Source organism: Enterococcus sp. 12F9_DIV0723 (assembly GCF_002174375.1).
Classification (GTDB): Bacteria; Bacillota; Bacilli; order Lactobacillales; family Enterococcaceae; genus Enterococcus_A; species Enterococcus_A gilvus.
This window is the reverse complement of sequence record NZ_NIBK01000001.1, coordinates 1,002,432-1,027,963: the sequence shown is the minus strand read 5'-3', so window position 1 is coordinate 1,027,963 and position 25,532 is coordinate 1,002,432. Positions and strand designations below refer to the sequence as shown.

Here is a 25,532-nt window from a genome sequence, read left to right as displayed (position 1 = left end):
TGCGAAAAGTTGGACTGGCATCCTAATTCCTATTAATGTATTCATTTTTCTGATGAAAAATGAGTTTGATTGTCATGCCGTATACCATCCAACTAAGGGGGTTCCTTATTGAGTTACCTAGTTTTTGATGATTCGGCTTATGACGCGATGCCTCCTACGAAAAGTTGGACTGGCATCCTCTAATTCTAAAATATGATAAATCTGAGTTTGACGTTCAGCTCGTGTCCCGCAATCTGCTAATCTATAAAAAAGCACAGCTGGTAAACTCACAAAGTCACATAGTTACATTATCATCTATCCTTTTGGCTGTCAATCTTCCATTCAAACAATAAATGATTCTTTAGCAGTCGCTTCTTGAATCTGAATTGTTTCTAAAATAAATTTCTTTATCAGGTAGAATATGATAATATGATGAAAGAATGAATAGCTTTATTGGAGGGTTATTGGATGTTATTAAAAAGTCTCGTTTATCCCAAAGAGAATTTGACGACGATCAATGAATCAACGACTTTGCAAGAGGCATTGGACATTTTAGAAGGCACTGGCTTTCGTTGTGTTCCGATCCTTGATGAGAGTGATCAGATTTTCCGAGGCAATATCTACAAAATGCATATTTACCGGCACAAAGCAAATGGTGGCGATATGTCTCTTCCTGTTACTTATTTGCTAAAAAATGCAACAAAATTTATCTCGCTAGACACTTCTTTTTTCAAGATTTTTTTCACGATCAAAGAATTGCCATATATTACTGTCCTAGATGAGGACCACCATTTTTATGGCATCTTGACCCACAGCACACTGTTGAATATGCTGTCTCAATCATGGAATATCCAAACAGGTAGTTACGTTTTGACGGTTGTCTCCACAGGTAAACGCGGAGACTTGGCGTTGATGTCAAAAATCATCTCTAAATTCACTACGATCGCAAGCTGCATCACCTTAGATGTCGGTCAAGATTTCAAAGGACGACGTACGCTGTTCACTTTATCAGCAGGCGTGGATGAAAACAAGCTGAATCAAATTATTGATCATCTTGAACGCAAGCACTTCGAGATCCAAGAAGTAGAAGCATTATCGATGCAAGAATAATAAAAAACGACGGTCCTGAAAATCAGGGCCGCCTTTTTTTATAGCTGCTTTGCAAAATGCAAACGCGTATCTAAATAGTACATAATCGGTGCTGAGATCGCCATGATGATCGCTTCACTTAAAGCTAGCCAGCCATAAGTCGGCCAAAATGGAAAGCTAAGTGTCACATTTAACATCAATGCAATCAAAAACATACTTGCGCTAAAGAACACGACATTCAACGCCAAACGAACCTTCGTATTTTTTACGACATTTTGTAACATCGCTGTTAGTGTTAACGCCAGCAATGTTTGTCCGCCGCCGAAAACCACATCGAGCCATCCCATGCCAAAAATCGCATTATAAATGACGACTCCGCCGAAGATCCCCCACAAATATTTTCGATTAAATACGACTAAATGATTCAAACTTTCTGAGATACGAAATTGGACCGCACCAGATGCCACCGGTGAAACCAAAATCGTTAGAGCCAAATACAACGCCATAATGATCCCGTTCGTGACCACCACATTGACTCGTTTTCTTTCTACCATATTCATAATTTTCCTTCTTTCTCCGAGTTTTTTTAAAGCGGGATGGTTGATGAACCGCTGTAAACCTTTTTCAGCATACGTTGTTTGTTCAAATAAGTCAAACCAAGTTCAAATGTATGATATCTCACATTTGAACTTAACAAAACCCAACAGCTATTCAAAAAGCAGCCAAATAATCTATTTGGCTGCAAATCTCATTAATTCTTTATAATTTGAAAAGATATACTTTCGAATATGGTGTTGCCGAATAAATATGTGAGAACTTATTATTTGGAAAAGTTGAGTGCCAAATACGATCATGAGAAGAATAATTTCCCCAGAAAAATCCGAGATGACAATCAGGATTAGGTCGTGAGAAATCTGCCTCAAAATACAAAAGATCTCCTTTCGTCGCTTGTCCACTTCTCAATAAATCATTAACTGTTCTGAAGCTATAATGTTGTATGTTAGGTACTAAAGCATTCCGCCAGTTATAACCATTACACGGACCCCCATATTGATTAGAGATTCGCGTAATCGCAGAAAGATTACCCCCGCCTCGTCTAGTAACTGTGGCAATAAAACCTGTACAATTCATTCCAGGCCCATACCTAGTTGGATTACCTCTAGGACTCATGACTGATTCGTTTATACCTAGACTACCAACGAAAGGTGTTGTTAAATAATACCAGTCATTTTCGTGACTTTGCAATTCATTGAATATTCGACTTTTGGTTGTTCCAAGAAAACTTGAAAGAGTCGGTTTCGATGGTTTCTTCCTATAAGTATTCGAGGTAGGTGATGGTGGTGTTCCCCATTTAGCAACTAATTTTATTTGGATCGCCTCTATGCGATAACCATAGGCCTCCGTTCCAGAGTTTAAACCATTTTTTGCCCAGCCGAGCCAACCAAACTCTTGTGCATGCACTCGGTAGTATACATCAAAATATTTGGCTATTTCACCGTTAAGCTGTATTTGGATGGCCTCAAGCCGCTTAGCCTGACCGATTGTCCCAGAAACCGCATTATTATATTTGGACGAAGATTCCCATCCGTTTTTTTGGATATGGGTCCGATACTGGATACCTCCTGTCAAAGTACTATTTTCTGTTCGGATTTGAATGGCCTCTATCCTTCTACTTTGGCCGCTAGTTCCAGAAGTTTGACCATTTTTCACATAATTTTTCCAGCCAGTTCCCTGCACATGGGCTCGGTAAGAAACCGTTGGGGCTCGGACAAATGCTTTGAGATTACTTGTTAGTTGATTCGAGCCCTTCGTCACCAACCTGATTTCTAGCGCTTCCATTCGACAAGCCATTCCTTCTGTTCCAGCACTTTCTCCATTCTTAGCCCAACTTAACCAGCCAATCGATTGCGCATGAGCACGATAATAAACATCAAAATACTTGGCAATGTCCCCGGTAAGTCTTATTTGAATGGCTTCTAATCTTTTTTTCTTACCAGTTGTCCCAGATACTCCATTACTAGACTTAAAGGTAGATTCCCAGCCAATATCTTGAATTTGGGTTCGATATTGCACACTACCGGACAATCCGCTTTTTTCAATTCGGATTTGAATAGCCTCTAGCCTCTTATTTTGGCCGCTAGTTCCAGTTTTATGACCATCTTTCACATAATTCTGCCAGCCTGCCGATTCTACATGTGAGCGATAAGTTAAAGCTGGTCGTTTAATAAAAGCTTTTGAACTACTGGCTAACTCGTTTGAGCCTTTTTTAATCAGTCTGATTTGTAATGATTCCAAGCGATATGCCAGTCCCTCTGTTCCAGCACTCTCCCCATTTTTAGCCCAATCAAGCCAGCCAAACTCTTGTGCATGAACACGATAATAAACATCAAAATGCTTGGCAAGTTCCCCGGTGAGCTTTATCTGAATAGACTCCAATCTTTTTTTCTTACCAGTTGTTCCGGATACTGCATTATCAGCTTTAAACGATGACTCCCAGCCACTATCTTGAATATGAGTTCGATACTGAATGCCTCCGCCCAGGCTAGTGCTTTCTATTCGTATCTGGGTGCCTTCTAGTCTTTTCTTTTGTCCACTAGTTCCTGATTGCTGACCGTCCTTCACATATTTCTGCCACCCAATTGATTCTACATGTGAGCGATAAGCAACTGATGGCATTCGAACGAAAGACTTAGAACTACTTGTTAATTCGCCGCTGCCTTTTTTAACCATTCTAACTTCTATTGATTGTAACCCAAAAGATAGACCCTCGGTTCCTGCGCTCTCTCCATTTTTAGCCCAGCCAAGCTTTCCGAGAGTTTCAGATGTTACTCGATAAAAAACATCATGAGTAACGGCGATTTCTCCGGTAAGTCGAATCTGAATCGCTTCTGCCTTTTTCCCTTTACCTGGCGTTCCAGACACGTTGCCATTAGAAGTAAATTGCTTCTCCCAGCCAGCATCTTGCATAGCTGTTCGATACTCAATACCACTATTCTCACCCATGTCCTCTAATTTGATCTCGACTGCTTCAAAATATTTATTTTGACCACTAGGCCCTGATACTTCTTCTCCATTCTTCACAAAATTCTGCTGCCATCCTATGGACTGAACATAGATCTTATAAAGCACGCTGGGTATCTCAACAGTTCGGTTAGCACGTGTAGTAATTTTTTTGTAATAAAAAATGATGTTCTGACTCGCTTCTTGTAAGGTTCCTTTTACTTCTGGCAATTTAGTATCATCAATTATATAACCATCGATTTTTAATTGATACTCTTCATTTTCAAGATTGTAATTATCTCCGATCTTGCCTGATATTTTCTTACTCTCATGAATTTCTTTTCCATCCTCAGCCAAATATTTTACAGTAATCTCAGCCGCTTCTGGAGCCGCTTCTTTTGAATAGATATCAGCAGTCCCTTCATTTTTACTCAGCAGTTCGGAAATACTAGTAAAAACTTTTTTCGATAGTTTACCTTTCCAGACGAACGAGGAATGATCGTGTACTTTTAAGTCTTGTTCTAGCTGCTCTTCATTTTCATAGGCTCTAAATGTTGAATTAGCACCTAATTCGATTGTTTCCAATTTCTCACAGTTACTTAAAAAAGCATTATTTTCAATTACGTTTTTTGTATCCCAATTCGAAAAATCTACTTTTTTAATCATCTCACAGCCTTCAAAAAATTGATTCATTCTTGTTGACTCTTTGATTATAAAATTTTCAATCGAATCAATTTCAGTAAGCTCGATCAATCCTTGGAATAAATGGCTCGACTCTTTTCCTAAAGTAACCCCTTCTTCAATCATAATCTTTTGGATTTTATCTTTGTATGCTATCCATGGCGATTCCCCCTCAGTATCAGATAATTCCCCAGCTTGAATAACTAACATAGAATCACTTGTTATATACCACGAACTACTGCCAAATTTCCCCTTTACCATTTGGTCCTCTGACTGGTCAGTTTCTTCAGAAGAATCATTTGAAAAAACTGAGGAGTCCTTTTGCTCTATCGTAGTATCATTTTCAGGTAATATTTGTGACTCACTATACGCTGGCGGACTGCTCGATTCTAATGTGGCATTGGTATCAGACACCCTCTGTGATTCTCTCTCCGCAACAGCGTAAGCGAGCGTCCCCAACGATTGGGAAAACGCTAAACAAATAACCATCGCCAATAACAACAACCTTCTTCTTTTCATAATCCTTCACCCCATATGAAATTTAATTTCTATTTTTATTACCATAGCCGTCACACATTCTGATTCTAAACTCGCAACCCACTATTACTAATCATAAAACAAATTACTATTTATTAAAATGATATCATCAAAAAAATCCTAAGCAAACTAAAAAAGCGCATACATTATTTTTTTTAACATCATTTAGTGATAAACGTTTTTACTGCTTGATAAATAATATCTTCACTTCATCCATTAAAATACTATTCGTTTTTTCGAGTTTTTTGGCAAGTCAAAAACTATTATTATTTTTTGGATTTTTGGACAAACCAATCGATAATTTTTTTTTCATAATTAGATGGTTTGTAGTTTTCATTCAAAACGACTATTTGGCTTTCAAGATCTATTCCCACCACTAAAGTGCGCCAAAGATAAAGTGAAATATGAGTATCCGTGTTCTCAATTCTATATTTTTCCACCAATGGCGTACGAGTGCTACAACACCCATAATTTCCATACGTCCAATGATCTTTGATAACAGCTTGCCCATCCTGCTGCGCCTGTTTATACAGTTGTTCTAATTTATCGTCGATCCCTAACATGGCTGATTATCCTTTTCCAATAAAAATGTTTCCTAAAGGATAATTCTATCATCTGAAGTTCTATAAGTTCAATTATGTTAGACTATCCGAAACGATTTCAAGAGTCAGCTTATAATATGAACTACCTGAAAAGTATTCCAGGTGGTTCACCAGCTATTGCTTTGGAAAAATGGAGGCTACTAAATCTTTTACTCTAAAAACAATTCACTTTTCTACAGTTCCTTTCATTACTCTGTTATAATCTTTTTTTGAAAGGATCGAGGTCATGAATTTTCATTATCATATTTTAATCAACCCCGCAGCCGGAAGTGGCAATGCGGCAAAAACAGCCGAAAAAATCATTCACTTACTGGATGATGGTGATTATACATACACACCCTATTATACGGAAAGGCCCGGCGATGAAAGAGAAATCGTCAATCGCTTGTCCGACTTGCTAAGCCCGTGGTCAGAGTTTTGCGAAAAGGATCATGTCGATAATTCATTTCATTTATTGGTGGTCATCGGTGGCGACGGCACGCTGCATCAAGTAGTGAATCAGTTTTTTGTATTGGATCTTCAGTTACCCGTAAGCTATATTCCTGCCGGCTCAGGAAACGATTTCGCTCGGGGGATCGGACTTTCTCGTGACCCTGAGAAGGCGTTTGAGCAAATCACGTCAGCAATACAACCGCAGCCTATCAATGTCTTTCACTATGACGAAAAAATCAGTGAAGAACAAGGAATTATTCTAAATAACGTGGGAATCGGTTTAGATGCATTGATCGTTGCGACGACCAACGCTTCAAATTCAAAAAAAGTACTGAATAAATATCGTTTAGGCTCCGCTTCTTACGCGTTGTATTTAGTCAAGGCGATTTTCACACAAAAGACCTTTCCGATACTGGTTGAATTAAATGGTCAAACGTTGAATTTCGAACGGACCTTTTTATGTACGACGACCAATATTCCTTACTTTGGCGGCGGTATCGCGATTGCTCCTATGGCAGACCCTAAGAAAGAAGCAATTGATCTTGTCGTCGTTGAGAAGCCTAACATGTTGGCTATTTTGAGATTTCTGCTTCAACTTGTTCGTAAAAAGCATACGCAAAATAAACACTATCGACATTTTACCAGCAGTAAAATCCGAATCGTTTCTGTCGTTCCGCAATACGGTCAGGCAGATGGTGAGAACATGGGAGAGCGCTCCTTTGACATGAACTTCTCCACCGCGACACAATATATCTGGTACGTAGACAAAAGGACTGAAAAATAAATCCGCGGATTTATTTTTCAGTCCTTTTTACTTACATAAACATCGCCGGCGTAACGTCTTCCATTCCGATCATCGGATCAATGGCTTGAGACGAAATCAATTGCGGCGTCAAAACGGTCGGTCCTGCCTTGACGGGTTCTTCTCTCTTCTTTACTTTAGTGAAGGGTTCTGCTTTGGGCTTTTTGGGATTATCTTGCGTATCTTTCATGATCCGTTCGATCAGCGTCGTTTTTCGTACCGCAGATTCGCGCGTAACACATGCTTGGAAAGCATCTTCTTCCCCCAATAAAATCAGCAAATCCTTACTTCGCGTTACCGCTGTGTACAGTAGATTTCGCTGAAGCATCCGAGAATACTGTTTGACCATCGGCAACAGGACCATTTTGAATTCGCTCCCCTGTGACTTATGGATCGAACAACAATAAGAAAGCTTGATTTTATTCCATTCTGAACGCTTGTAACTAACCTCGTTACTGTCGAACTGGATGACCAGCTCATCAACTTTGTCTTCAGATTCCTTTGCGGGGATGATCCCGACAATGATCCCCATGTCTCCGTTAAAAACGTTCAATTCTGGGTTATTGACTAGCTGCAGCACTTTGTCCCCAATGCGATAAACGATATCGTTCCATTGAACTTCCTTCTTACGGCCGTCATTTGGATTAAAAATCTCCTGCATCATTTTATTGATAGCATCGATACCGGCTGGCCCTCGATACATTGGCGCCAAGACTTGTACATCTTGTGCTGTAAATCCTTTTTTCTTGGCACGTTCGACGACTTGCTTAATGACTTCCTCCATTTGAAAGGCATGACAAGCGATGAATGACCGATCCCGCTGATTTTTCCGAAAATCTTGCGGCAGCTTCCCGTCTTTGATCTCATGAGCCAGTTGAATGATCGAAGAACCGTCTCCCTGCCGATAAATATCGGTTAATTCCATCTTCGGAATCTCTTCGATTTGCAAAAGATCGTGAAAAACCTGACCAGGTCCCACAGAAGGCAATTGATCCTTATCTCCTACAAAGATCACCTGCATATTATCAGGAATTGATTTTAACAGGGTATTCGCGAGCCACGTATCCACCATAGACATTTCATCCACGATCAAAAGGCCGCCATCTAATTCCTTAGCTTCAATATCAGGCGTATCGTCATTCGCATTCAACCCCAGCAAACGATGGATCGTACTTGCTGGCAATCCTGTCGTCTCATTCATGCGCTTCGCCGCACGACCCGTTGGCGCTGCCAAGAGGATTGGGAAGACTGCCTGCGTGTAATCTTTCGGATCTAACGATAACTCATTCAATTCCGCAAACAATTTAACGATCCCGTTGATCACAGTCGTTTTTCCTGTTCCGGGCCCCCCCGTCAAAATGAATAACGGCGAGCGGATCGCTTCCTTGATCGCCTGATCCTGAGAATCACCGTAAGTAATACTCAACTGCTTCTCAATGATCCGCAATTTTTTATCAATTTTTTCTTGAGGATACTTGATTTCTTTCTTTCGAGCCAACAGCCTTTCGATAGAAGAAGCGATTCCCCATTCACTGTAAAACAAGGTGTTTTCATAAATCCTCGTAGCTTCTTGTTGGATTTTCTCCTCTTCCACCAATCGTATGATCATATCCGCCACTTGATTCGGCGCGATTTCCACAGGGCGTGTCGTCTCCAAAAGTTGCAGCACTTCTGTCAATAGCTGCTGTGCTTCCACATACGTATCTCCGCTTTGGTTGGCGTCCTCGTTTACCTGATGGAAGATGGCTGCCCGAATACGCTGAGGACTGTCTGCTGCGATCCCTAATTGTTCAGCTAGCGTATCGGCCTTTTTAAACCCGATACCTTCGATATCTTCCACTAATTGATACGGATTTTCCGCGATTATTTCTAGTGCTTCATTCCGATACGTCTGAAAAATCGCAAAAGACAACTGACTTCCAAATCCATAGCGGCTCAGTCCAACAATAATCTGCTCCATCCCATGATTTTGACGGATCGTCTCTACGATCACTTTTTGCTTTTTGGCATTCAAATTGGGAACTTTTACCAACACAGCAGGATTTTCCATGATTTGATCAATTGCTTCTTCACCTAAAACATCAATGATATTTTCCGCAGTTTTTTTACCGATTCCAGGAAATTTATCACTAGAAAGATAGCTGATCAACCCGTTCGCCGAAGTCGGCTGTGCTTGCTCATAGCTCTCAACTAAAAACTGTTTACCATATCGAGGATGATCAACAAAATGTCCAAAAAAACGATACTCTTCGTCCTCTTGCATATCCCCAAAGCTGCCTGTCACAACGATTTCCTGTTCGAGATAATCGCTGTTCGTATCACTCACTTTGATCAACAGAACTTTGTAAAAATTGCTGGGATTTTGAAAAAAGATGGCCTTTAAAGTTCCTACGATATATAGCTGCTCTTCTGACATTTCGCGTCTCCTTATTCGTAGTAATGAAGGATTTTCTTAAAAATCCCTGGTTCGAATGCCGCTTATCATTCAACTAAACGCTCCAATCGAAGATCTACCTAACTTTTTTAAGGCAATCATTCTTGTCAAACTGCGAAAAGTTGAACTGACATCCTTATTCGTAGTAATGAAGGATTTTTCTTAAAAAATCCCTGGTTCGAATGCCGCTTATCATTCAACTAGTCGTTCTGGTTGAATTGGCGTTCTTCTTTTTAAAGCAATGAATCGGGTTTTGATCCCGTACCCTCCAAGAAATCAACGTTATTCCACTGAATCATTTGATAGGGTGGTTTAATGTCCTTTGCTTCTAAAATCGTCAAACTATTATTGTACAAGCCGCCCATTTCTCGTAGTTCACTTAATGATTTTCCTGTCAACGCTTGGATAGCCGCAGTCAATGCAGCACCATGACCAACAAAAAGAAGTGGCCCCTCGTCTGCTTCACTCACTGCTTTTTCCACTAAATCATTGATTCGTTTCAGCATATCCTCAATTTTCTCTCCATTAAATGGCGTTGGATCATAAGCTTCTAAATGGTGGCGCAAATTGACCATGTCTTTAGGGTAACGCTCTTGAATGACCGGAATCAACTGCCCCTCTAATGAGCCTAAGCCAAGTTCTCGTAAATCATCTGAACGCACAATCTCAGCAGGGTGCACCAGTTGTTTGTTGATCCCCTCGGCTGTTAAATACGCACGCTTTAGTGTGCTTGTATATATTTTTTCAAAAGGAATGTCCTTTAATTCTTTTCCTAATGCTTGAATCGCTTCTAAACTTTCAGGTAATAGTGGGGAATCCCCCATCATCCCCTGAAATCGTTTCTCTTGATTCCAACGTGTTTTTCCATGACGAGTAAAATATAGTTTCATAAAAATCCCTTTCTATGTCCGTAGTATCTAATCTAACTTATCGTTTTCATAATGATGCGTCAATTCCAACTTAGGAAAATCTTGTTGACGCAAGGCCTCATAGACTACTAAAGCGACAGTATTGGAAAGATTCAGCGAACGAACATGTTCGTCATTCATCGGAATACGCAAGCATTTATCTTCGTTGTCCCGCATGAAGGTCTCCGGCAATCCGGTGGTCTCTTTTCCAAACATGAAAAAGTGATCCGCATCGTCAGTATAATCGATTTCTGAATACGTCGAATTGGCAAATTTTGTGATCAAATGTAAGGGCTGTTCCCCTACGAAAGCTAAAAAGGCCGCAAGATCTTTATGATAAGTGATGTTCACATCATTCCAATAATCCAATCCCGCCCGCTTCAAATGCTTATCGTCCGTAGAAAAGCCCAAAGGTTCGATCAAATGCAATGGCGAATTCGTTGCTGCGCATGTCCGCGCGATGTTCCCTGTATTTGCGGGAATCTGTGGTTCAAATAATACAATATGGTTTGTCATAGTGATTTCCCTCGATCTAAGTTAGTATTTATTTCCTTAAAAGTTATTAGCTGTTCAGTCCATCTAAAAAAGAAACGTATGAAATCAAACTCCTCTATCTCATACATTAGAAAATTTGTGAAAAGCTGGATTCGTATCTGGCTCACAAGCAAAGAAATCATTTTCCCAAAGACCAGAAAAATGAATCGATTTTCGTACGCATACAATTCCACTGCTCGCGTTAAAGACGCGAAGGGGAATTCGCAAAAAAAAAACGTACCAACTCGGTGTCTAGCACGGCGAGTCGCTACGTTAGTGAAGCACTTTTCACTAACTTTTATCAGAACAGGAACCTGATAAAAACCAATGAAAAACAACTTGTTTGTACTATAACATCACGAAGTCACAAATGCAACCTTCTCTTTTCAGTAATTTGAATGAAAACGATTTCTCTAATGTCCTTTTAATAATTCGACATCAACGGTTATTCTCTTTAGCGGATCTCTTGCTAAATCAGCTTTTACTGCATCAGAAACCTGCCATTCCAATGGCGACATCTCTAACAGATCCAGACGATTTTTTTCAGGTATGTCAAATTCATACGTCACACGTTCCCGGTAGTCAATTGAAAGCTCCTCTGTGAAACGTTGAATGACCGCTTCATTTGAGTAAGGTTCGCCATCTGGGTGATAGACCGCTCGCAGCTCTTTTAAATACCCCGATTGCGGAACCACTTTGATCACACTGCCGCCTGGCTTCATCACACGTTTGAACTCTCGATACTGAGACGGAGAAAAAATGTTCAGGATCGTATCGAACGAATCATTCGCGAAGGGCAAATTGGTCAAATCCGCCACACACCAAAACGTTTCAATGGATTGGTTACTTGCAAGATAAATCCCCTCTTTAGCAATATCGAACCCGACACTCACGGGTGTTTTCTTTATTTCATTAATTTGTTGTAAAAAACTGCCTTCACCGCAACCAACATCAAGAAGGCTGCCGGTTTGCATTAATGCCGCGATTTTTTCGATCACTGGCTGATACATACCGGAACGAATCATTCGTCCTCTGGGAGCGAACATTTCCTGATCATACTCTGTTTTGATTTGATGATCTAAAAAATAAAGCGTTCCTTTTTTTGATAGATCAAAGCGATGACCGTTAACGCAGCGCAAGCCTTTTTCTTGTTTAGTCATTTCCTGATGGCATTTCGGGCAACGAAACAACTCAGCCTGCTTCTCTAAAAACAACGCCCCTCGATCAATTTTTTTAAGCATTTTACACCTGCTTTTTTGCTAATTTTTCAAAGGAAAATCCAATGAGTACTCCCTCAGCTATCTTTCCAAACAACGTGAACACAGGGTTTCCCTTTCGCTCTCTCATCATAGCATAGTTCATCTATTCCTACTATCGTCAAGATGTGCTACACTATACGTCGGAATCATCCGCTTTTCAATTTAAAGATAACCAGGAGGATACGATGTTGATTAAAGAATTTTGTGCTGAAAACTATACTGATATTCCTAAAGCAATCCATGCAGGTGCTGGACGTATCGAACTATGCGACAATTTAGCTGTTGGCGGAACAACCCCTAGTATGGGGGTAATCGAAGAAGCGCTCTTGTACGCAGGTGAAAAACAAGTGCCTGTTATGACGATGATCCGCCCCCGTGGTGGAAATTTCGTATACAACGATATTGAATTAAAAATCATGGAGAACGATTTGATTCATGCAAAGAACGCTGGAACAGATGGTGTCGTTTTTGGTTGTTTGACAGAAAAAAATGAGGTTGATGAAGAAGCTTTAGAGATGCTTTTGGGCAATAGCGAAGGATTACTGACAACGTTCCATATGGCTTTTGATGCCTTATCGAAGGAAGAACAATTTAAAACGATCGATTGGTTTGCACAATTAGGCATTGACCGCATCTTGACTCATGGCGGACCGCTATCAACGTCTATCGAAGAAAACCTTCCACATTTGAAAGAATTAGTCGATTACGCTGCAGGACGTCTTATTATTTTGCCCGGCGGTGGTATTCACTCAGGCAATGTAGATAAAATGACCGCTGCGTTAGGCGTGAATGAGGCTCACGGTACGAAGATCGTGGATTTCTAAACAATATAAGACCTGTTGCAACCATTTGAGTGGCTGCAACAGGTCTTTCTCTTTATTCTAAGGATTCTCCATTTGTAGCAATTACTTCTTGATACCAATAGAAGGAATCTTTCTTCAAACGTTTCAGCGTCCCGTTTCCTTCATCGTCTTGATCCACATAGATAAAGCCATAGCGTTTGGACATTTCGCTTGTACTGGCGCTGATCAAATCAATACAGCCCCACGGTGTGTAGCCCATGAGTTCGACACCCTCATCTATTGCTTTAGCCATTTCTGCGATATGATCTCTTAAATAATCGATGCGATAGTCATCGTGGATCTTACCATCCTCGGTAACAACGTCCTTCGCACCCAAACCATTTTCTACCACAAATAACGGAGTTTGATAACGATCGTACAATTTATGCAATGTCACCCGCAACCCGACAGGATCGATCTGCCAGCCCCAGTCACTGGCAGCAAGATAAGGATTCTTTTTCGATCCCAAAAGATTTCCAGCTGTTTTCTCCCCAGCCTGTTCATGAGATGCGATACTGCTCATGTAATAGCTAAAGGACATGAAGTCCACCGTTCCTTCTTTTAAGATTTCATCATCCTCGGCCTCTTTTTTGATCTCAATTTTACGATCACGGAAGAATTTATCCATGTATCGTGGGTAGTACCCTCGAATTTGAACATCTGAATAAAACAAATTGATATGGTCTGACTCAACACTTTCCATAACATCTAAGGGATTCGATGTTTCAGGATAAGCCTCTTGTCTAGCCAGCATACACCCGATCTGTGCGTCTGGAATAATCTCGTGACAGGCCTTAACAGCCAATGCACTGGCAACAAATTGATGATGTGCCGCTTGGAATTGGGCTTGGAGCATATTATCCGTTTTATCCGCCAATAAGCCGCCGCTTAAGTAGCCCGTCATTCCAATAATGTTGATTTCATTGAAAGTCAGCCAGTATTTGACTTTATCCTTATAACGATTGAATAAGACCTCGGCATACCGCACAAAGGCAGCGATCGTCTCACGGCTCTCCCATCCGTTTTGTTTGAAGGACAATCCTAATGGAAATTCATAATGAGATATCGTGACCAACGGTTCAATTCCATAGTTCAGACACTCATCAAAAAGCGCATCATAGAAAGCCAATCCCGCTTCATTGGGCTGTGATTCATCACCATTTGGAAAGATTCTCGGCCATGAAATGGACAATCGAAAGGTTTTAAAGCCCATTTCCGCGAATAAGGCAATGTCTTCTTTGTATCGATGATACGAGTCGATCCCAAACCGTTTCGGGTAGATACCGACTTTATCATCCATAATATCTTTTACTTTTTCAGTCGTCATTGGTTGTAGCAACGGAAGATTAACTTTATCAGGATTTTTTGTATAAACTGCGGTGTCGGCAGTAGACCAGCCTTTTCCATCTTCTAGGAAAGCCCCTTCCCATTGATTGGCAGCGACCGCTCCACCCCATAAAAAGTTTTTAGGAAATTTTTCCATCGTGTCATCCTCTCTAAACGAATAGTGTATAATTATCATTACTCCATCAGTGTAGCACATAATGGTATCGCTTTAATTACATCTTCAAGCGGCCATTTTCTTTTTCTTCGTTCATTTTCATATGTATGAAAATGACGACTCGCTGCGCCTGGATTACTTAACTTAAGGAGTCTTATGATGTTCACGACCTACGATTTTTTCGATTATTTAAATAGACACGATTCAGATAAAACCTATGCAAAAATTATTACCTATTTGCTGACGCATCAAACAGAGGTTCAAACATTGACGATCTCGCAAATCGCCGAACGCTGCTTCGTTTCGCCTGCAACCTTGACGCGCTTTTGCCAAGCCTTCAACATCCCTTCATTTGGTGATCTGCGCGAGCTATTAAATACCAACCAGCAAATGAAAAGCTACAATTACTTGCGGATGAGGGAGACCGACTTTCAACAATTGCAGGAGCAGCCAGACTTGTTCTTAGGTAATTATGCTGCGGAGATCACAAAAGCTCTCCAAGACGTGCTTGGAAAAATCGACTATCCCTCTGTCGATCAGCTACTTGAGAAAATTCAGCAAGCAAAGAAAGTCGTTCTGATTGGCTACACGACCACTTTAGAACTTGCACGAACGATGCAGACCGGCTTTATCGCTTCTAACAAATTGACGCATGTTCCTGAAACGACAGACCTGCAGGAAAAAGCCATTCGTGAGGCAGATGAACAGACCGTTATTCTTGTCCTTTCTTCTTACGGAACCATTCTAACGTCTCATGTTGAGTGGATTACACAAATTAGCAAAGGGCCGGCTTATTCCGTTTTGATAACACAACACACGCAAAATTTAATCACCAATCTTTTTGACGAAGTGATCAACGTGACCAACACAAATTATGTACAGATCGGCAATTATCCGTTGGAATTTTTTGGTGATTTCCTTGTTCGACGGTACGCCGCCTTAAACGAAAAAAAGAAATGATCGGTCTAAAACAGACGGATCATTTCTTTTTTTCTTTGATAAAACTGGTGAGTTTGAACACCCATTTATTGACTTTAAAACGTAGACGTACCGGATAATTGCCGCCTTTATAATCTTTTATCTGACGATGACGTTCTGGATAAATGTTCAACGGCAAATTCTGAAGATCAAAAAAATTGTAGGCTATGTAATCCTGTGAGTCCATTTTACTTTGAGAGATTTTCTCTTGTACTTTGTAAACATAGGTGATTTCGTCACTATATTCTTTTGTATAAATACCAATCAAATCCTCGATGGTACTGTCAAAAGAAAGCAGCTCCTTGACCAACCGCTGCATTCCTTCCCGTTCACTTTCATTGGGTAAAAGATTCCCTCCAGGCAAATCCCACACGGGCATCCCTGGCCGACGGACGAGTAAAATCAATCCGTTGCGAATAATTATGGCATAAGCTTTTTTCAAAATTTTCTCACTACTTTCAGCATATGTCTTTTTGAATCATTAACTTCCAATAAATCGTTCCATAAAGAGACTAGCAATATTAAAATAAATCAAAACACTCGTCAAGTCACTCAGCGTTGTAATAAAGGGCCCGCTTGCTACAGCCGGGTCAAATCCTAATCTTTCCATGATCATTGGAATCCAGCTGCCAGCCAAATTCGCTACTGTAATAGCTGCCATCATCGCTGTTCCGATGACAAATCCTAGAATAAAATTATGCTTCCATATCCCGACGATAATAAAGATCGTTACCCCTGTGACAAGCCCCGTCACTAACCCTGTTAGAATTTCACCAACCACGAGCTTGCCGAAATTTTTCTCTTTGTCATCCGAGATCGCCAAGCGCCTCACAGCCACAGCAAGAGACTGGGTGCCCGCGTTTCCAGCAGTCCCGGTGATCAGTGAGATGAAAACTGCCAAAATACTTGCTTTACTGACCAACGCTTCGTAATGATTGATAAGGGTCGCGGTCGTCATCCCGAGGAACAACAGTGTGATCAACCAAGGCAAGCGTCTCGAAGCCGCCTTAACTGGATTTTCATCAACCTCTTCGACATTGACCCCCGCAAGTCCGGAGTAATCACTCGCTGCTTCATCATCGATTACGTCAATGATATCATCGACTGTTACGATCCCTAATAAGTGATCCTCGTAATCTGTTACAGGCAACGCAAGAAAGTCGTAATCACGGAAGGTTTGCGCCACATCCTCCTGATCATCTCCTACATGCACGGAAATCACACGTTCACTCATTACATCAGAAATCATCGTATCGTCGTCATTCACGATCAGATCGCGGAGCGAAATAACGCCTACCAGTTGATTGTCATCATTGACCACGTATGTATAATAAATCGTTTCAGCAATTTGCGCTTCTCTCTTTAATACATACATCGCAGAACGAACCGTTTGATTAGCGACGATCGAAACGAATTCTGTCGTCATCAACGAGCCAGCAGTGTCATCTTCATAGTGAAGCAATTCTCGAATCTCGTTAGCGTGTTCTGAATCCATCAAACTTAGATATTTCGCGACTGGCTTCTTATCTAATTCATTCAGTAAATCCACTGCATTATCGGTATACATTTCTGACAGCATGTCCGCAGCATATTGCGGACGCATTTCATTTAAATAATCATCCACATGGTCGTCGTCTTCCTCAATGACGTCAAACATATCCGCCAATTCTTTCGGTGATAAGTAGGAATAGACCTGTTGTCGTTCTTTCTCGGTCAAAGATTGATAAAATTGTCCCTGGTCATAAAAATGCATCTCCAAAAAATGATCACGAAATGCCTGCAGCTCACTCTGGCTCAGTTCCTCCCGTAATTGTTGGAAATGTATCTCTAGCTCTTCTTGGTTTTCATCCATCAATCTCACCTACCTCGTAGTTATGTACTCATTTTCTTGGTTCTCGATCATGTATTCTCATGAAAAGCAATACTGACCACTTACCTCGTAATCTAATAGTGCTTTTGCCTGGCATCGCGCATCGTACTATAGTTTTTTTGCTATATCGGCCATATCTTCTGCTAAAGGCAATTCAAAGGACAATCGTTTTGCATCGAAGGGATGCGGGAACGATAGTGAATAGCAATGCAGAGCTTGACGGTCAATTCCCTGATCCATAGCTCCTCCGTAAAGGTCATCTCCTAGCAACGGGCAGTCGATCGCCGAAAAATGAACTCGAATCTGATGTGTTCTTCCCGTATGCAGTTGAATATCTACTAAAGCACACCGTTGGTTTCGTTTTTCTAGCCAATACTCAGTTTCAGCTTTCTGTCCTGTCTCGATCACTTGCCGCTTTAGCAACGAAGACAAGTCACGGCCGATTGGTAAAGAAATGGTGCCATGATCACGTAAAGAGGCCACTTCTCCAGAAACCAAGGCTTGGTATTTTTTAACAAATTGCTTCTGTTGCAAGCTTTGATCCAATTTTGAATGAGCAAAGCCGTGTTTCGCAAACAACATCAAACCAGATGTATCTCTGTCTAATCGCGTAACGACATGAACGACCTGATTGGCATACCCTTGCGCCACATAATAAGCTTTCACCCGATTCGCCATTGTTCCTCTTGGATGATACTGTGCTGGAATCGAGGCGATCCCTGCTGGCTTGTTAACAACCAATAAATGCTCATCTTCAAAAACGATGTCAATCGGCACATCGTCCGCCAATAGGGTTTCATGAGGCGCTTCATCTGGAATCACAACTGTTACAATATCATGGGCTTTTAAAGAAAACAAGACGTTTTGTTCTGCCCTGTTCACTAAAATTTTTCCACCTTGAAATTTGATTTTTGCCAATAATTTTTTTGATATTCCTTGATGCTTTAAAAAAGTTCTTACAAGCAAAGGAGTCTGCTCGTGATAAGTCCAATTAAATTCCACTTAATTAATCCTCTCGAATAAAGGCATCTTTCACGCGATGCCAAAAATGCATATGCCGATAGGAAGCAAAATGAATCCGCTCTTCAGCAATCTTATATTTGATCGATGTGATGTCTTTTCTGTTGATATCCAGTTGATCAATCGTGATCGAATGGTATTCATTGCTCTTTAGCCGTACGTCGATCCACTCGTGAGACCCAATAATACTAGGCGAACCGAGCGTTCGAAAAACACGATTATTCAATGAAGCAATCTCCGCCAATTGCATCGCGTTGATGCTAGGATGAACCACTGCTCCGCCAACACTCTTATTATAAGCAGTCGAACCGGTCGGAGTAGAGATCGCCAACCCGTCTCCTCGAAAACGCTCAAACAACTCTTCCTTAATATAGACATCTGCTACCATCGTGCGGCTGCCTTTACGAATCGTGGACTCATTCAAGGCCAAAAAATGTTTTTGCTCCCCTTCGTTCGTCGTTAACACAACGTCTAAAAGAGGGTAGCTGACACTTTTTCCTTGTTCGGCGCTCAAGCTGTTTACAAGCTCCGTCAGCTCATAGTCACGCCAATCTGTATAAAACCCCAAATGTCCAGTATGTACGCCAAGAAAGCGTACTTCATCCAGGCGATGGTTGTATCGATGAAACGCGGACAACAAAGTCCCGTCTCCACCAATGGTGATCACCAACTCGGGATTACGATCCACGATTTCTAAATCTTCCTTTTCTGCTAATAACTTGCGCAAACGCTGCAATACTTGAATCGATTTTTCTTCTTGATTATGGATGATTCCGATCCGTAGACTCATGTCGTCTCACTTCCTTTTTCTGTTCCTTACGATTGAATAAATGCTGAGCTTCTTGAATCTCTCCGCGAATACTGGACATTTCTTCATCCAATTGATAGGCGGCTTCTGCTGCTCGGAATAAGCGTTTTTGAATATCCTCAGGAATCTGTCCTTTATATTTATAATTCATTGAATGTTCGATCGTCGCCCAAAAGTTCATAGACAACGTTCGGATTTGAATTTCAGCTAACAGTTTCTTTTCCCCTTCTAACATCTGTACCGGATATTCGATAACTAAATGATAGGAACGGTACCCGCTCGCCTTTCGGTTCGTGATGTAATCTCGCTCCTGTATGATCCTCATATCGTTGCGTCGTCGCAATATTTCTACAACTAAAGGGATGTCTTCAACAAACTGACACATGATACGCATCCCTGCCATATCAGACATCTCTTCTTCTAAACGATTCATGGGGATTCCCCGAAGCTCTGCTTTGTTGATAATACTTTCTAATGGTTTTACTCGTCCAGTAACAAACTCGATCGGAACATGCCCCCCGCTCGTTCGGTACTGTTTACGTAATCCCCGTAATTTTATCTTTAGTTCAGCAACTGCCAATTCATAGGGCGCTAGAAATGTATCCCAGTCTCTCTCCATCGTGTATCCCCCGCTTCTCTTTCCATTCCTTACCTATCTTATCATAAACTTTCAATAGAAAGAATTGCCACATTTTTGTCTTTTGACAAATATTACAAAATACTAACATTTTCATGTATTTGATTCTAATCGTTTGACTAATCAGGTTATTCTATGTGAGGATGACTTATATTAGGAATATTCTGAAATCAGGAGTAAAATAAGATTGAGTAAAGAGATTGAAATCGAATTCAAAAGTATGTTAACAAAAACTGAATACGAGCACTTGTTACGTTTCTATCGTGTTACGGATAACCAATTTGTCACACAAACGAATCTTTATTTCGATACAGTTGATTTCCAATTAAAGCAACATGGTATGGGTTTAAGAATCAGGCGTTTCTCAGATCGTGCAGAAGCGACATTAAAGGTTCCCCAACCGATCGGGCTATTAGAGGTCACTGACCCCTTGTCGCTATCAGAAGTTGACAACGCCATGGAAAGTGAGCAATTCACACCTGAGGCAAACGAGACTTCTGATTGGCTAAAGGATTTAAAGATTCGATTACAAGACGTGCACCTTATTGGGAAATTAGTCACAAAGAGGGCAGAGTTTATGATCCCAGAAGGAAAACTGGCTTTAGATGAAAGCTGGTACAGTGATCAGCATGATTTTGAATTAGAACTTGAAGTACCTGATTCAACTTTTGAAGAACTCGATTTTAAACAGCTCCTCAAGCGTCATGATCTACCCTATCGCCACACACAAAATAAGATTGTTCGAGCAGTGACGGCATTGCAAGAACAACATAAAGAGATGGAGGGACTTCAGTGATTGAGATTTATTTGTTTGTGAATCCAATTGGAAAAAAATGTTTGTCAATTGAACAACGAATTATTGATTTGATCAACAAATACGATATGAAAATTCAATTACGTTTGGTTCCCATCATGAATCTAAATACTGTTTCAGAATTCATGCAGCGAATCGGCGGCTCTGAAAAAGATATTCAGTTACGAACAGAATTGTCTCAAGAGATACATTCTGCTGCTTTAGATGTCAAAGCAGCGCATCTTCAAGGAAAAAAACGCGGGCGGGACTTTTTGATTGAACTGCAAAAGGCAGTCGGTGAACAGAAACAACCCTACTCGAAAAAATTAGCCATTCAATTGTTCACGAAAGTGGGCGGAGACTTAGAAATGTTTTTAGAGGATCGGCACTCTGCTTTTGTGCAGGAATCTTTCCTGACAGATCAGCAAATCGCCCATGAAATGGAAATCACCTCTCACCCTTCTGCGGTTATCTACAATTACGGAAGTAACTGTGATGCCGGGATTCGCATTGAAGGTTGTGACGCGATCCACCATATTTTAGATACATATAACACGAAGGAAGCGCTACTTGCTTTCTTAGAAATCGAGAGTAAACATGCACCCATGAGACACTCTCCAGATATTGACCATCATTTATCGTTGATTTAATAAAAGAGGCTGTGACATAAGTCGTAATCCTTAATCGAACAAAAATTGGCTTCCAGAAATCATTTAATGATTTCTGGAAGCCAATTTTTATGTACTCAAGGTGCCAAGCCGTTTCATTGCGGCTAACTTTCTCATATTTAATGCCATGATAAGGATACCCGTTTCCTTTTTCACCTTTTCTAGGCCTCGAACATGGTATCGAGTGAAATGCAAACAAGCCTTCATCCACCCAAAGACTGGTTCTACGTCAATTTTTCTTTGTGCGTAGATTTTTCCATTTTCAGGTTCTGAAAGCAAGGTGCGTTGTTTTGCTTTAAAGTATTCTAACGAAGGATTGACCTTAATGATGCGTGTATTGCCCCCTTGGGTCAACGCTTCTTGAATCACTTCTTTATTTTCCGTATATTTTTCTGCTTTGTACTCTTTGAAGTCTCGAACAAACCCATCGACTTTATCCGTATCTGTTCTATATGTATTGAAATTGAAACGAACTCCTTTGGGATCAATGTAATAATCCTCTTGTTCGTTATACGTCCAATTCATGACTTTTCGTTCGTCCGACTGCCATTTCTTACTTTGCTCTTTCAACATCGTAGAGTAAGGAATCAATGCGATATGATTCGGTAGTTCATCCTCAAGATACCGATAATTTTGTTCTGAGCCATATCCGGCATCCGCCACAATATACTTAGGAAGTCGACCCGCCCCGTTCATTTTTTCTATAAATGCTGGGAGGGTTTTCGTATCCGTTGGATTTTGATAGACATCATAATCTAAAATGAACTGGTTACTAGTGGCTACTTGAAGGTTGAACGAAGGCTTTAATCGCCCATTACGCATAGGATCTTCTTTGACACGCATAAAGGTGGCTGTATCTGTTTTTGAATAACTATTACGGGCACCACAAATAGCTAAGCGCTGTTGATACTCCGCCATTTTATCCCGACGTTCGCTTAGTTTTCGTTTTTGTGCTTTTAATTTACGGCGTTGTTGTTTGGCTGGATTTGGTGAAACCTTTCTGGTTTCAAGTACTTCTTGTTCCAATTCTTCTAACCGTAATTCCAACCTTGTAAGTACTTCATCCAACATATCTAATGTGAGTGAGGTTCCTTCAGGAACATGACTCGCTAAATGCGCCTCTTTGAGTTCAGACATCAAAGAGACGAGCTGTTCACGGTTCATTTTGTCATATTTGATTGTGCTCTTTTTCCAGACGAAACTATATTTATTGGCATCCGCGAGAAGCTTCGTCCCATCGATAAAAATTGAATGAGTAATCAATTGTTGCTCCCTAAGATAATGAATTAATGAATCAAGCCCCTTTTCGATCAATGCTTCTAATTCATTAGATACGCGGAAACGGGCAATGGTTCGGTAAGTCGGGATCTGTTCTTGCGTCAACCATCGAGCCGGTAGGCTCTCTTCAGCTAATTGCTCAATTTTCCGACTGCTAAATACACTCCGCGTATAAGCGAAAAGAACTAGTTTTAACATCGCGCTTAAATCATAATTCCGCGGTCGACCAAAAAGATAAGGCTCTTTGATTTCAAGGGATTCGACAAGTTCATTGATAAACCAAGCCGTGCTATCTTCTTTTGGAATGTAAGAAGTTGTGATATCTAAAGTGAGTTGATTCATGTTATAATTTGTATGCATGATTTTGATCCTTTCGGGGGTTGAATGATTTAGAGTACGAGCGTCATCTCGTACTCTTTTAGTTTACCCAAAAAAGCCAGTGAAATGAACGAATTCTCGTCATTTCACTGGCTTTTTACTTAGAGACTTATGTCACAGCCTCTTTATTTTTTTAGATACACCGCATTGTCTTTTGTGAAAATATACTTCTTTTGCTGCTTATTTAGATAAAGAGTAATACGATCTTGTCTTAAATTCTTGATTCCAGCCTTGAATCCGACCGTGTCACTCTCTTTGACAACATACACACCACCCGGAATATTTTCAAATCGGGCGCGCCCTTCCTCATTTGTTGTCGCCATGAATGGAAGGCCCTCTCGTTGAATCGACTGCTTTCCGTTCTTTGTATATAAAGCGAATTCTTTTCCAGTTAAAGGATTTCCTTCTTGATCCATTCGAAGAATAGTCAAATTGAAACGCCTGCTCCGCAAAAGATAACTATGGACCGCACGGTATATTCCAAAAAGTAAAAGTAAAACGGTCAATGCAACGCCAATCAATACCAACAATTCTTTTAATTTTCGTGTGTCGTCAGCCTTTTTTATTGCTTGCGCCATTTTCTTTGTATAGGGGACGCGATGTCCCGTAACTAAAAGTCGGTGACTGTTGATCATGTACGGTGTACAGGTAAGCAATGTAGCGATGTCACGTCCAGGTTCAATCGTAATTACGGAGGTGTCTGAAGGTTCGACGATATCTATTTTTTCTACTTCATAAGCTAATTTATCATCAAAAAGGTCAATGACAAAGACTTCTCCAATTTTCACATCTTCCAAATCGGTAAATAGTTTTTTTTCTGGCAATCCGCTATGAGCAGAAATGACGGAATGAGTGTCTGCCCCTCCTGTTGGATAGGAGGTTCCCTGCAAAACAGTGGCTCCCTCTTGCAGCAGCTTCTCATTTGTTGTGTCAAATAGCGGCAACGTGATCTCGATCGCCGGAATACTGATCGCACCAATTAGGTGTTTGCGAATGTAAGCATCCCCTACGATTTTCCGTTCATTGCTGTTTGTAAAAGGCGGTGCTTTAGGGACCAGTCCATTTTTTTCAGCTCTTCATTGCGTTGCTTCATTCGTTCTTTCGCTTTACGTACTTGTTCTATGTTTTGTTCTCGATTTTTTCGTTGAACTTCTTCCATCCGCTTTTGATCGATAAAATCATTCACCGCATTGATATAAAAAGGGTACGTCATTACTAACAACCCGACTAAGAAAATCAGTATCATAAAAATCTTGCTGACCATTTGTCTCTTCGGACTCTTTTTTTTAGGTGCGCCTTTCACGCTAGTTCACCTTGCTTTCAATAATAAAATGTCTGATTTTCTGTTTGATATTCTTGTATCCGCGATGCTTGAGAATTTTGAATTTCTTGTCCTTCAATCGCCATACTTTCCCTTTCACACTTAACCCATTCTCGGTCTCTGCTCGGTAAACACCACCAGGGATTTGCTTGAATTCAACCTTCCCATAGGCATCACTGACTGTGTGGACAAGGCGGCCATCTATCCGAACAACGTCTCGTTTTTGCGTCAGTAACGCTCGAACTCCCGGTAAAGGTTCGCCATTTTTATAGAGATAAAAGACAAAGGTATACTCGCGCTTCTTCGATTGATAAAGGATGATCTTGCGCCAGACAAAATAGCCAAAAAGCGCTGCAAAGAACAAGCATCCTGCTACAAGATAATAGACTCGTTGCCGGTGGTAGGATTCAGTCTCTTTGATTTTTTTTGCAGCCTCTACTGGGTAGGCTACTCGATGGCCTGTAACGAGCAATCGATGGCTATTTACCCCATAAGGTGTACAGGTCAACAACGTCACTAAATCTCGATCCAGCTCTATTTTAAGTGCCGCATAATTATCAGGTTTTACTTTCTTGATGCGATCAACCTGATAAGCGAGTTTCTTTCCTTCAATATGTAAGAAAAAACGGTCTTTCTTTTTCAACAGCTCCAGGTCGGTAAAAAGCTTTTTCTCTGGCAAGCCTGTATGACCCGTTATCACTGAATGTGTTCCTTTCCCACCAACAGGAAAAGACGTTCCTTGTAAAACAGTTGCGCCCTTATCCAATAGGAAATCATTGGTTTCATCGTATACAGGCAAACTAACTTGTATTTTCGGAATAAATACCGCGCCGATCATATGCTTTTCATAGTATTCCTTTTTGGGACTTTTCGTTCCTCGCAACGAAGACTCAAATGGATCATCAAAGCTGCCCGCACCAGGAATAATGGTTTTTAACTTCTTATTTTCTTTTTCAAGTCTTTCAAGACGCTTTTTCTTATCCGACTCAGAACGCGACTCCATCTTTTCCTGCACGGCTTCCAAACGCTGCTGATCTACATAGTTGTTGATAGAATCAACGACGAATGGGTACATAAAAATCAGAAAACCCGCAATAAACATGACGGCAATCGATAGCTTCAAAAACAAATCGATTTTGTCTCTTTTATTTGGTTTGCTCATCTTTACCCACCCCCTATAC

Annotated in this window: 22 protein-coding genes and 1 pseudogene; 6 read left to right on the top strand and 17 right to left on the bottom strand. The window is 40.8% G+C overall.

Translation table 11 applies throughout. The features are described from left to right. The first annotated feature begins 447 nt into the window (after window positions 1-447). Window positions 448-1,089: a cyclic di-AMP binding protein CbpA gene (gene cbpA / locus A5868_RS05005; protein ID WP_010781358.1), complete on the top strand. Its 642-nt coding sequence runs from the start codon at window positions 448-450 to the stop codon at window positions 1,087-1,089. A 38-nt stretch (window positions 1,090-1,127) separates the two neighbouring features. Here the strand turns inward: cbpA and A5868_RS05000 are convergent, their stop codons facing one another. From A5868_RS05000 to A5868_RS04990, 3 genes are all read right to left on the bottom strand, one after another. Continuing rightward, complete coding sequence (locus A5868_RS05000; RefSeq protein WP_086305639.1) at window positions 1,128-1,628, bottom strand: QueT transporter family protein; 501 nt, start codon at window positions 1,626-1,628, stop codon at window positions 1,128-1,130. A 199-nt stretch (window positions 1,629-1,827) separates the two neighbouring features. Next, on the bottom strand, window positions 1,828-5,238 hold the full coding sequence (locus A5868_RS04995; RefSeq protein ID WP_254911051.1) for a MucBP domain-containing protein: 3,411 nt from the start codon (window positions 5,236-5,238) through the stop codon (window positions 1,828-1,830). Between the two features lie 314 nt (window positions 5,239-5,552). Next, window positions 5,553-5,849 carry a hypothetical protein gene (locus tag A5868_RS04990; RefSeq protein WP_086305637.1) on the bottom strand — a complete coding sequence of 99 codons (297 nt, stop codon included), beginning with the start codon at window positions 5,847-5,849 and terminating at the stop codon, window positions 5,553-5,555. A 265-nt stretch (window positions 5,850-6,114) separates the two neighbouring features. Between A5868_RS04990 and A5868_RS04985 the strand changes: the two genes are divergently transcribed. Beyond that, window positions 6,115-7,104 carry a diacylglycerol/lipid kinase family protein gene (locus tag A5868_RS04985; RefSeq protein WP_086305636.1) on the top strand — a complete coding sequence of 330 codons (990 nt, stop codon included), beginning with the start codon at window positions 6,115-6,117 and terminating at the stop codon, window positions 7,102-7,104. Window positions 7,105-7,135: 31 nt separating this feature from the next. On the opposite strand, the gene recD2 is transcribed toward A5868_RS04985, so the two are convergent. The 4 genes from recD2 to A5868_RS04965 all read right to left on the bottom strand — a co-directional run bounded on the left by recD2 (window position 7,136) and on the right by A5868_RS04965 (window position 12,239). After that, window positions 7,136-9,538 carry an SF1B family DNA helicase RecD2 gene (recD2, locus tag A5868_RS04980; protein ID WP_086305635.1) on the bottom strand — a complete coding sequence of 801 codons (2,403 nt, stop codon included), beginning with the start codon at window positions 9,536-9,538 and terminating at the stop codon, window positions 7,136-7,138. Window positions 9,539-9,789: 251 nt separating this feature from the next. Next, on the bottom strand, window positions 9,790-10,446 hold the full coding sequence (locus A5868_RS04975; protein WP_086305634.1) for a histidine phosphatase family protein: 657 nt from the start codon (window positions 10,444-10,446) through the stop codon (window positions 9,790-9,792). A 27-nt stretch (window positions 10,447-10,473) separates the two neighbouring features. After that, window positions 10,474-10,980, bottom strand: coding sequence for a tRNA (uridine(34)/cytosine(34)/5-carboxymethylaminomethyluridine(34)-2'-O)-methyltransferase TrmL (gene trmL / locus A5868_RS04970; RefSeq protein ID WP_086305633.1), 507 nt, complete (start codon window positions 10,978-10,980; stop codon window positions 10,474-10,476). A 431-nt stretch (window positions 10,981-11,411) separates the two neighbouring features. After that, window positions 11,412-12,239, bottom strand: a complete 828-nt coding sequence (locus tag A5868_RS04965) for a methyltransferase domain-containing protein (protein WP_086305632.1) — start codon at window positions 12,237-12,239, stop codon at window positions 11,412-11,414. Window positions 12,240-12,445: 206 nt separating this feature from the next. Here A5868_RS04965 and A5868_RS04960 point away from each other — a divergent pair, with 206 nt between their 5' ends. Then, entirely contained in the window at window positions 12,446-13,081 is a 636-nt protein-coding gene (locus A5868_RS04960; protein ID WP_086305770.1) for a copper homeostasis protein CutC, read from the top strand. 52 nt (window positions 13,082-13,133) lie between these two features. Here the strand turns inward: A5868_RS04960 and A5868_RS04955 are convergent, their stop codons facing one another. Further along, the gene (locus tag A5868_RS04955) at window positions 13,134-14,582 is read right to left on the bottom strand and encodes a glycoside hydrolase family 1 protein (protein WP_086305631.1); all 1,449 of its coding nucleotides are present in this window, start codon (window positions 14,580-14,582) and stop codon (window positions 13,134-13,136) included. A gap of 177 nt (window positions 14,583-14,759) precedes the next feature. Here A5868_RS04955 and A5868_RS04950 point away from each other — a divergent pair, with 177 nt between their 5' ends. Continuing rightward, window positions 14,760-15,560, top strand: coding sequence for a MurR/RpiR family transcriptional regulator (locus A5868_RS04950; protein ID WP_010781368.1), 801 nt, complete (start codon window positions 14,760-14,762; stop codon window positions 15,558-15,560). A 19-nt stretch (window positions 15,561-15,579) separates the two neighbouring features. Here the strand turns inward: A5868_RS04950 and A5868_RS04945 are convergent, their stop codons facing one another. The 5 genes from A5868_RS04945 to A5868_RS04925 form a co-directional block, all read right to left on the bottom strand. Beyond that, entirely contained in the window at window positions 15,580-16,020 is a 441-nt protein-coding gene (locus tag A5868_RS04945) for an NUDIX hydrolase (RefSeq protein ID WP_010781369.1), read from the bottom strand. 39 nt (window positions 16,021-16,059) lie between these two features. Next, complete coding sequence (mgtE, locus tag A5868_RS04940) at window positions 16,060-17,430, bottom strand: magnesium transporter (protein ID WP_010781370.1); 1,371 nt, start codon at window positions 17,428-17,430, stop codon at window positions 16,060-16,062. A gap of 126 nt (window positions 17,431-17,556) precedes the next feature. Further along, on the bottom strand, window positions 17,557-18,450 hold the full coding sequence (locus A5868_RS04935) for an RluA family pseudouridine synthase (protein WP_086305630.1): 894 nt from the start codon (window positions 18,448-18,450) through the stop codon (window positions 17,557-17,559). A 4-nt stretch (window positions 18,451-18,454) separates the two neighbouring features. Next, window positions 18,455-19,258 carry an NAD kinase gene (locus tag A5868_RS04930; protein WP_086305629.1) on the bottom strand — a complete coding sequence of 268 codons (804 nt, stop codon included), beginning with the start codon at window positions 19,256-19,258 and terminating at the stop codon, window positions 18,455-18,457. Beyond that, complete coding sequence (locus A5868_RS04925) at window positions 19,230-19,895, bottom strand: GTP pyrophosphokinase (protein WP_010781373.1); 666 nt, start codon at window positions 19,893-19,895, stop codon at window positions 19,230-19,232. Before A5868_RS04925 ends, A5868_RS04930 begins: the two co-directional genes overlap by 29 nt. A gap of 205 nt (window positions 19,896-20,100) precedes the next feature. On the opposite strand from A5868_RS04925, the gene A5868_RS04920 reads away from it, so the two are divergent. Both A5868_RS04920 and A5868_RS04915 read left to right on the top strand, forming a co-directional pair. Continuing rightward, entirely contained in the window at window positions 20,101-20,709 is a 609-nt protein-coding gene (locus A5868_RS04920; RefSeq protein ID WP_086305628.1) for a CYTH domain-containing protein, read from the top strand. Further along, window positions 20,706-21,356: a DsbA family protein gene (locus A5868_RS04915; protein WP_010781375.1), complete on the top strand. Its 651-nt coding sequence runs from the start codon at window positions 20,706-20,708 to the stop codon at window positions 21,354-21,356. Before A5868_RS04920 ends, A5868_RS04915 begins: the two co-directional genes overlap by 4 nt. 114 nt (window positions 21,357-21,470) lie before the next feature. Here A5868_RS04915 and A5868_RS04910 read toward each other — a convergent pair. The 4 genes and pseudogenes from A5868_RS04910 to A5868_RS04900 all read right to left on the bottom strand — a co-directional run. Continuing rightward, window positions 21,471-23,012, bottom strand: a pseudogene (locus A5868_RS04910) (IS1182 family transposase); the annotation flags it as partial. A gap of 143 nt (window positions 23,013-23,155) precedes the next feature. Beyond that, window positions 23,156-23,974, bottom strand: coding sequence for a class C sortase (locus tag A5868_RS04905; protein ID WP_254908372.1), 819 nt, complete (start codon window positions 23,972-23,974; stop codon window positions 23,156-23,158). 62 nt (window positions 23,975-24,036) lie between these two features. Beyond that, entirely contained in the window at window positions 24,037-24,333 is a 297-nt protein-coding gene (locus A5868_RS19305; RefSeq protein ID WP_254908371.1) for a hypothetical protein, read from the bottom strand. A gap of 1 nt (window position 24,334) precedes the next feature. Further along, entirely contained in the window at window positions 24,335-25,513 is a 1,179-nt protein-coding gene (locus tag A5868_RS04900) for a class C sortase (RefSeq protein ID WP_086305626.1), read from the bottom strand. Window positions 25,514-25,532: the final 19 nt, after the last annotated feature.

Bases quoted from the DNA above. Each gene is read 5' to 3' on its own strand.
- cbpA (WP_010781358.1), top strand. From the start codon at position 448: ATGTTATTAAAAAGTCTCGTTTATCCCAAAGAGAATTTGACGACGATC.
- A5868_RS05000 (WP_086305639.1), bottom strand. From the start codon at position 1,628: ATGAATATGGTAGAAAGAAAACGAGTCAATGTGGTGGTCACGAACGGG.
- A5868_RS04995 (WP_254911051.1), bottom strand. From the start codon at position 5,238: ATGGTTATTTGTTTAGCGTTTTCCCAATCGTTGGGGACGCTCGCTTAC.
- A5868_RS04990 (WP_086305637.1), bottom strand. From the start codon at position 5,849: ATGTTAGGGATCGACGATAAATTAGAACAACTGTATAAACAGGCGCAG.
- A5868_RS04985 (WP_086305636.1), top strand. From the start codon at position 6,115: ATGAATTTTCATTATCATATTTTAATCAACCCCGCAGCCGGAAGTGGC.
- recD2 (WP_086305635.1), bottom strand. From the start codon at position 9,538: ATGTCAGAAGAGCAGCTATATATCGTAGGAACTTTAAAGGCCATCTTT.
- A5868_RS04975 (WP_086305634.1), bottom strand. From the start codon at position 10,446: ATGAAACTATATTTTACTCGTCATGGAAAAACACGTTGGAATCAAGAG.
- trmL (WP_086305633.1), bottom strand. From the start codon at position 10,980: ATGACAAACCATATTGTATTATTTGAACCACAGATTCCCGCAAATACA.
- A5868_RS04965 (WP_086305632.1), bottom strand. From the start codon at position 12,239: ATGCTTAAAAAAATTGATCGAGGGGCGTTGTTTTTAGAGAAGCAGGCT.
- A5868_RS04955 (WP_086305631.1), bottom strand. From the start codon at position 14,582: ATGGAAAAATTTCCTAAAAACTTTTTATGGGGTGGAGCGGTCGCTGCC.
- A5868_RS04950 (WP_010781368.1), top strand. From the start codon at position 14,760: ATGTTCACGACCTACGATTTTTTCGATTATTTAAATAGACACGATTCA.
- mgtE (WP_010781370.1), bottom strand. From the start codon at position 17,430: ATGGATGAAAACCAAGAAGAGCTAGAGATACATTTCCAACAATTACGG.
- A5868_RS04930 (WP_086305629.1), bottom strand. From the start codon at position 19,258: ATGAGTCTACGGATCGGAATCATCCATAATCAAGAAGAAAAATCGATT.
- A5868_RS04925 (WP_010781373.1), bottom strand. From the start codon at position 19,895: ATGGAGAGAGACTGGGATACATTTCTAGCGCCCTATGAATTGGCAGTT.
- A5868_RS04900 (WP_086305626.1), bottom strand. From the start codon at position 25,513: ATGAGCAAACCAAATAAAAGAGACAAAATCGATTTGTTTTTGAAGCTA.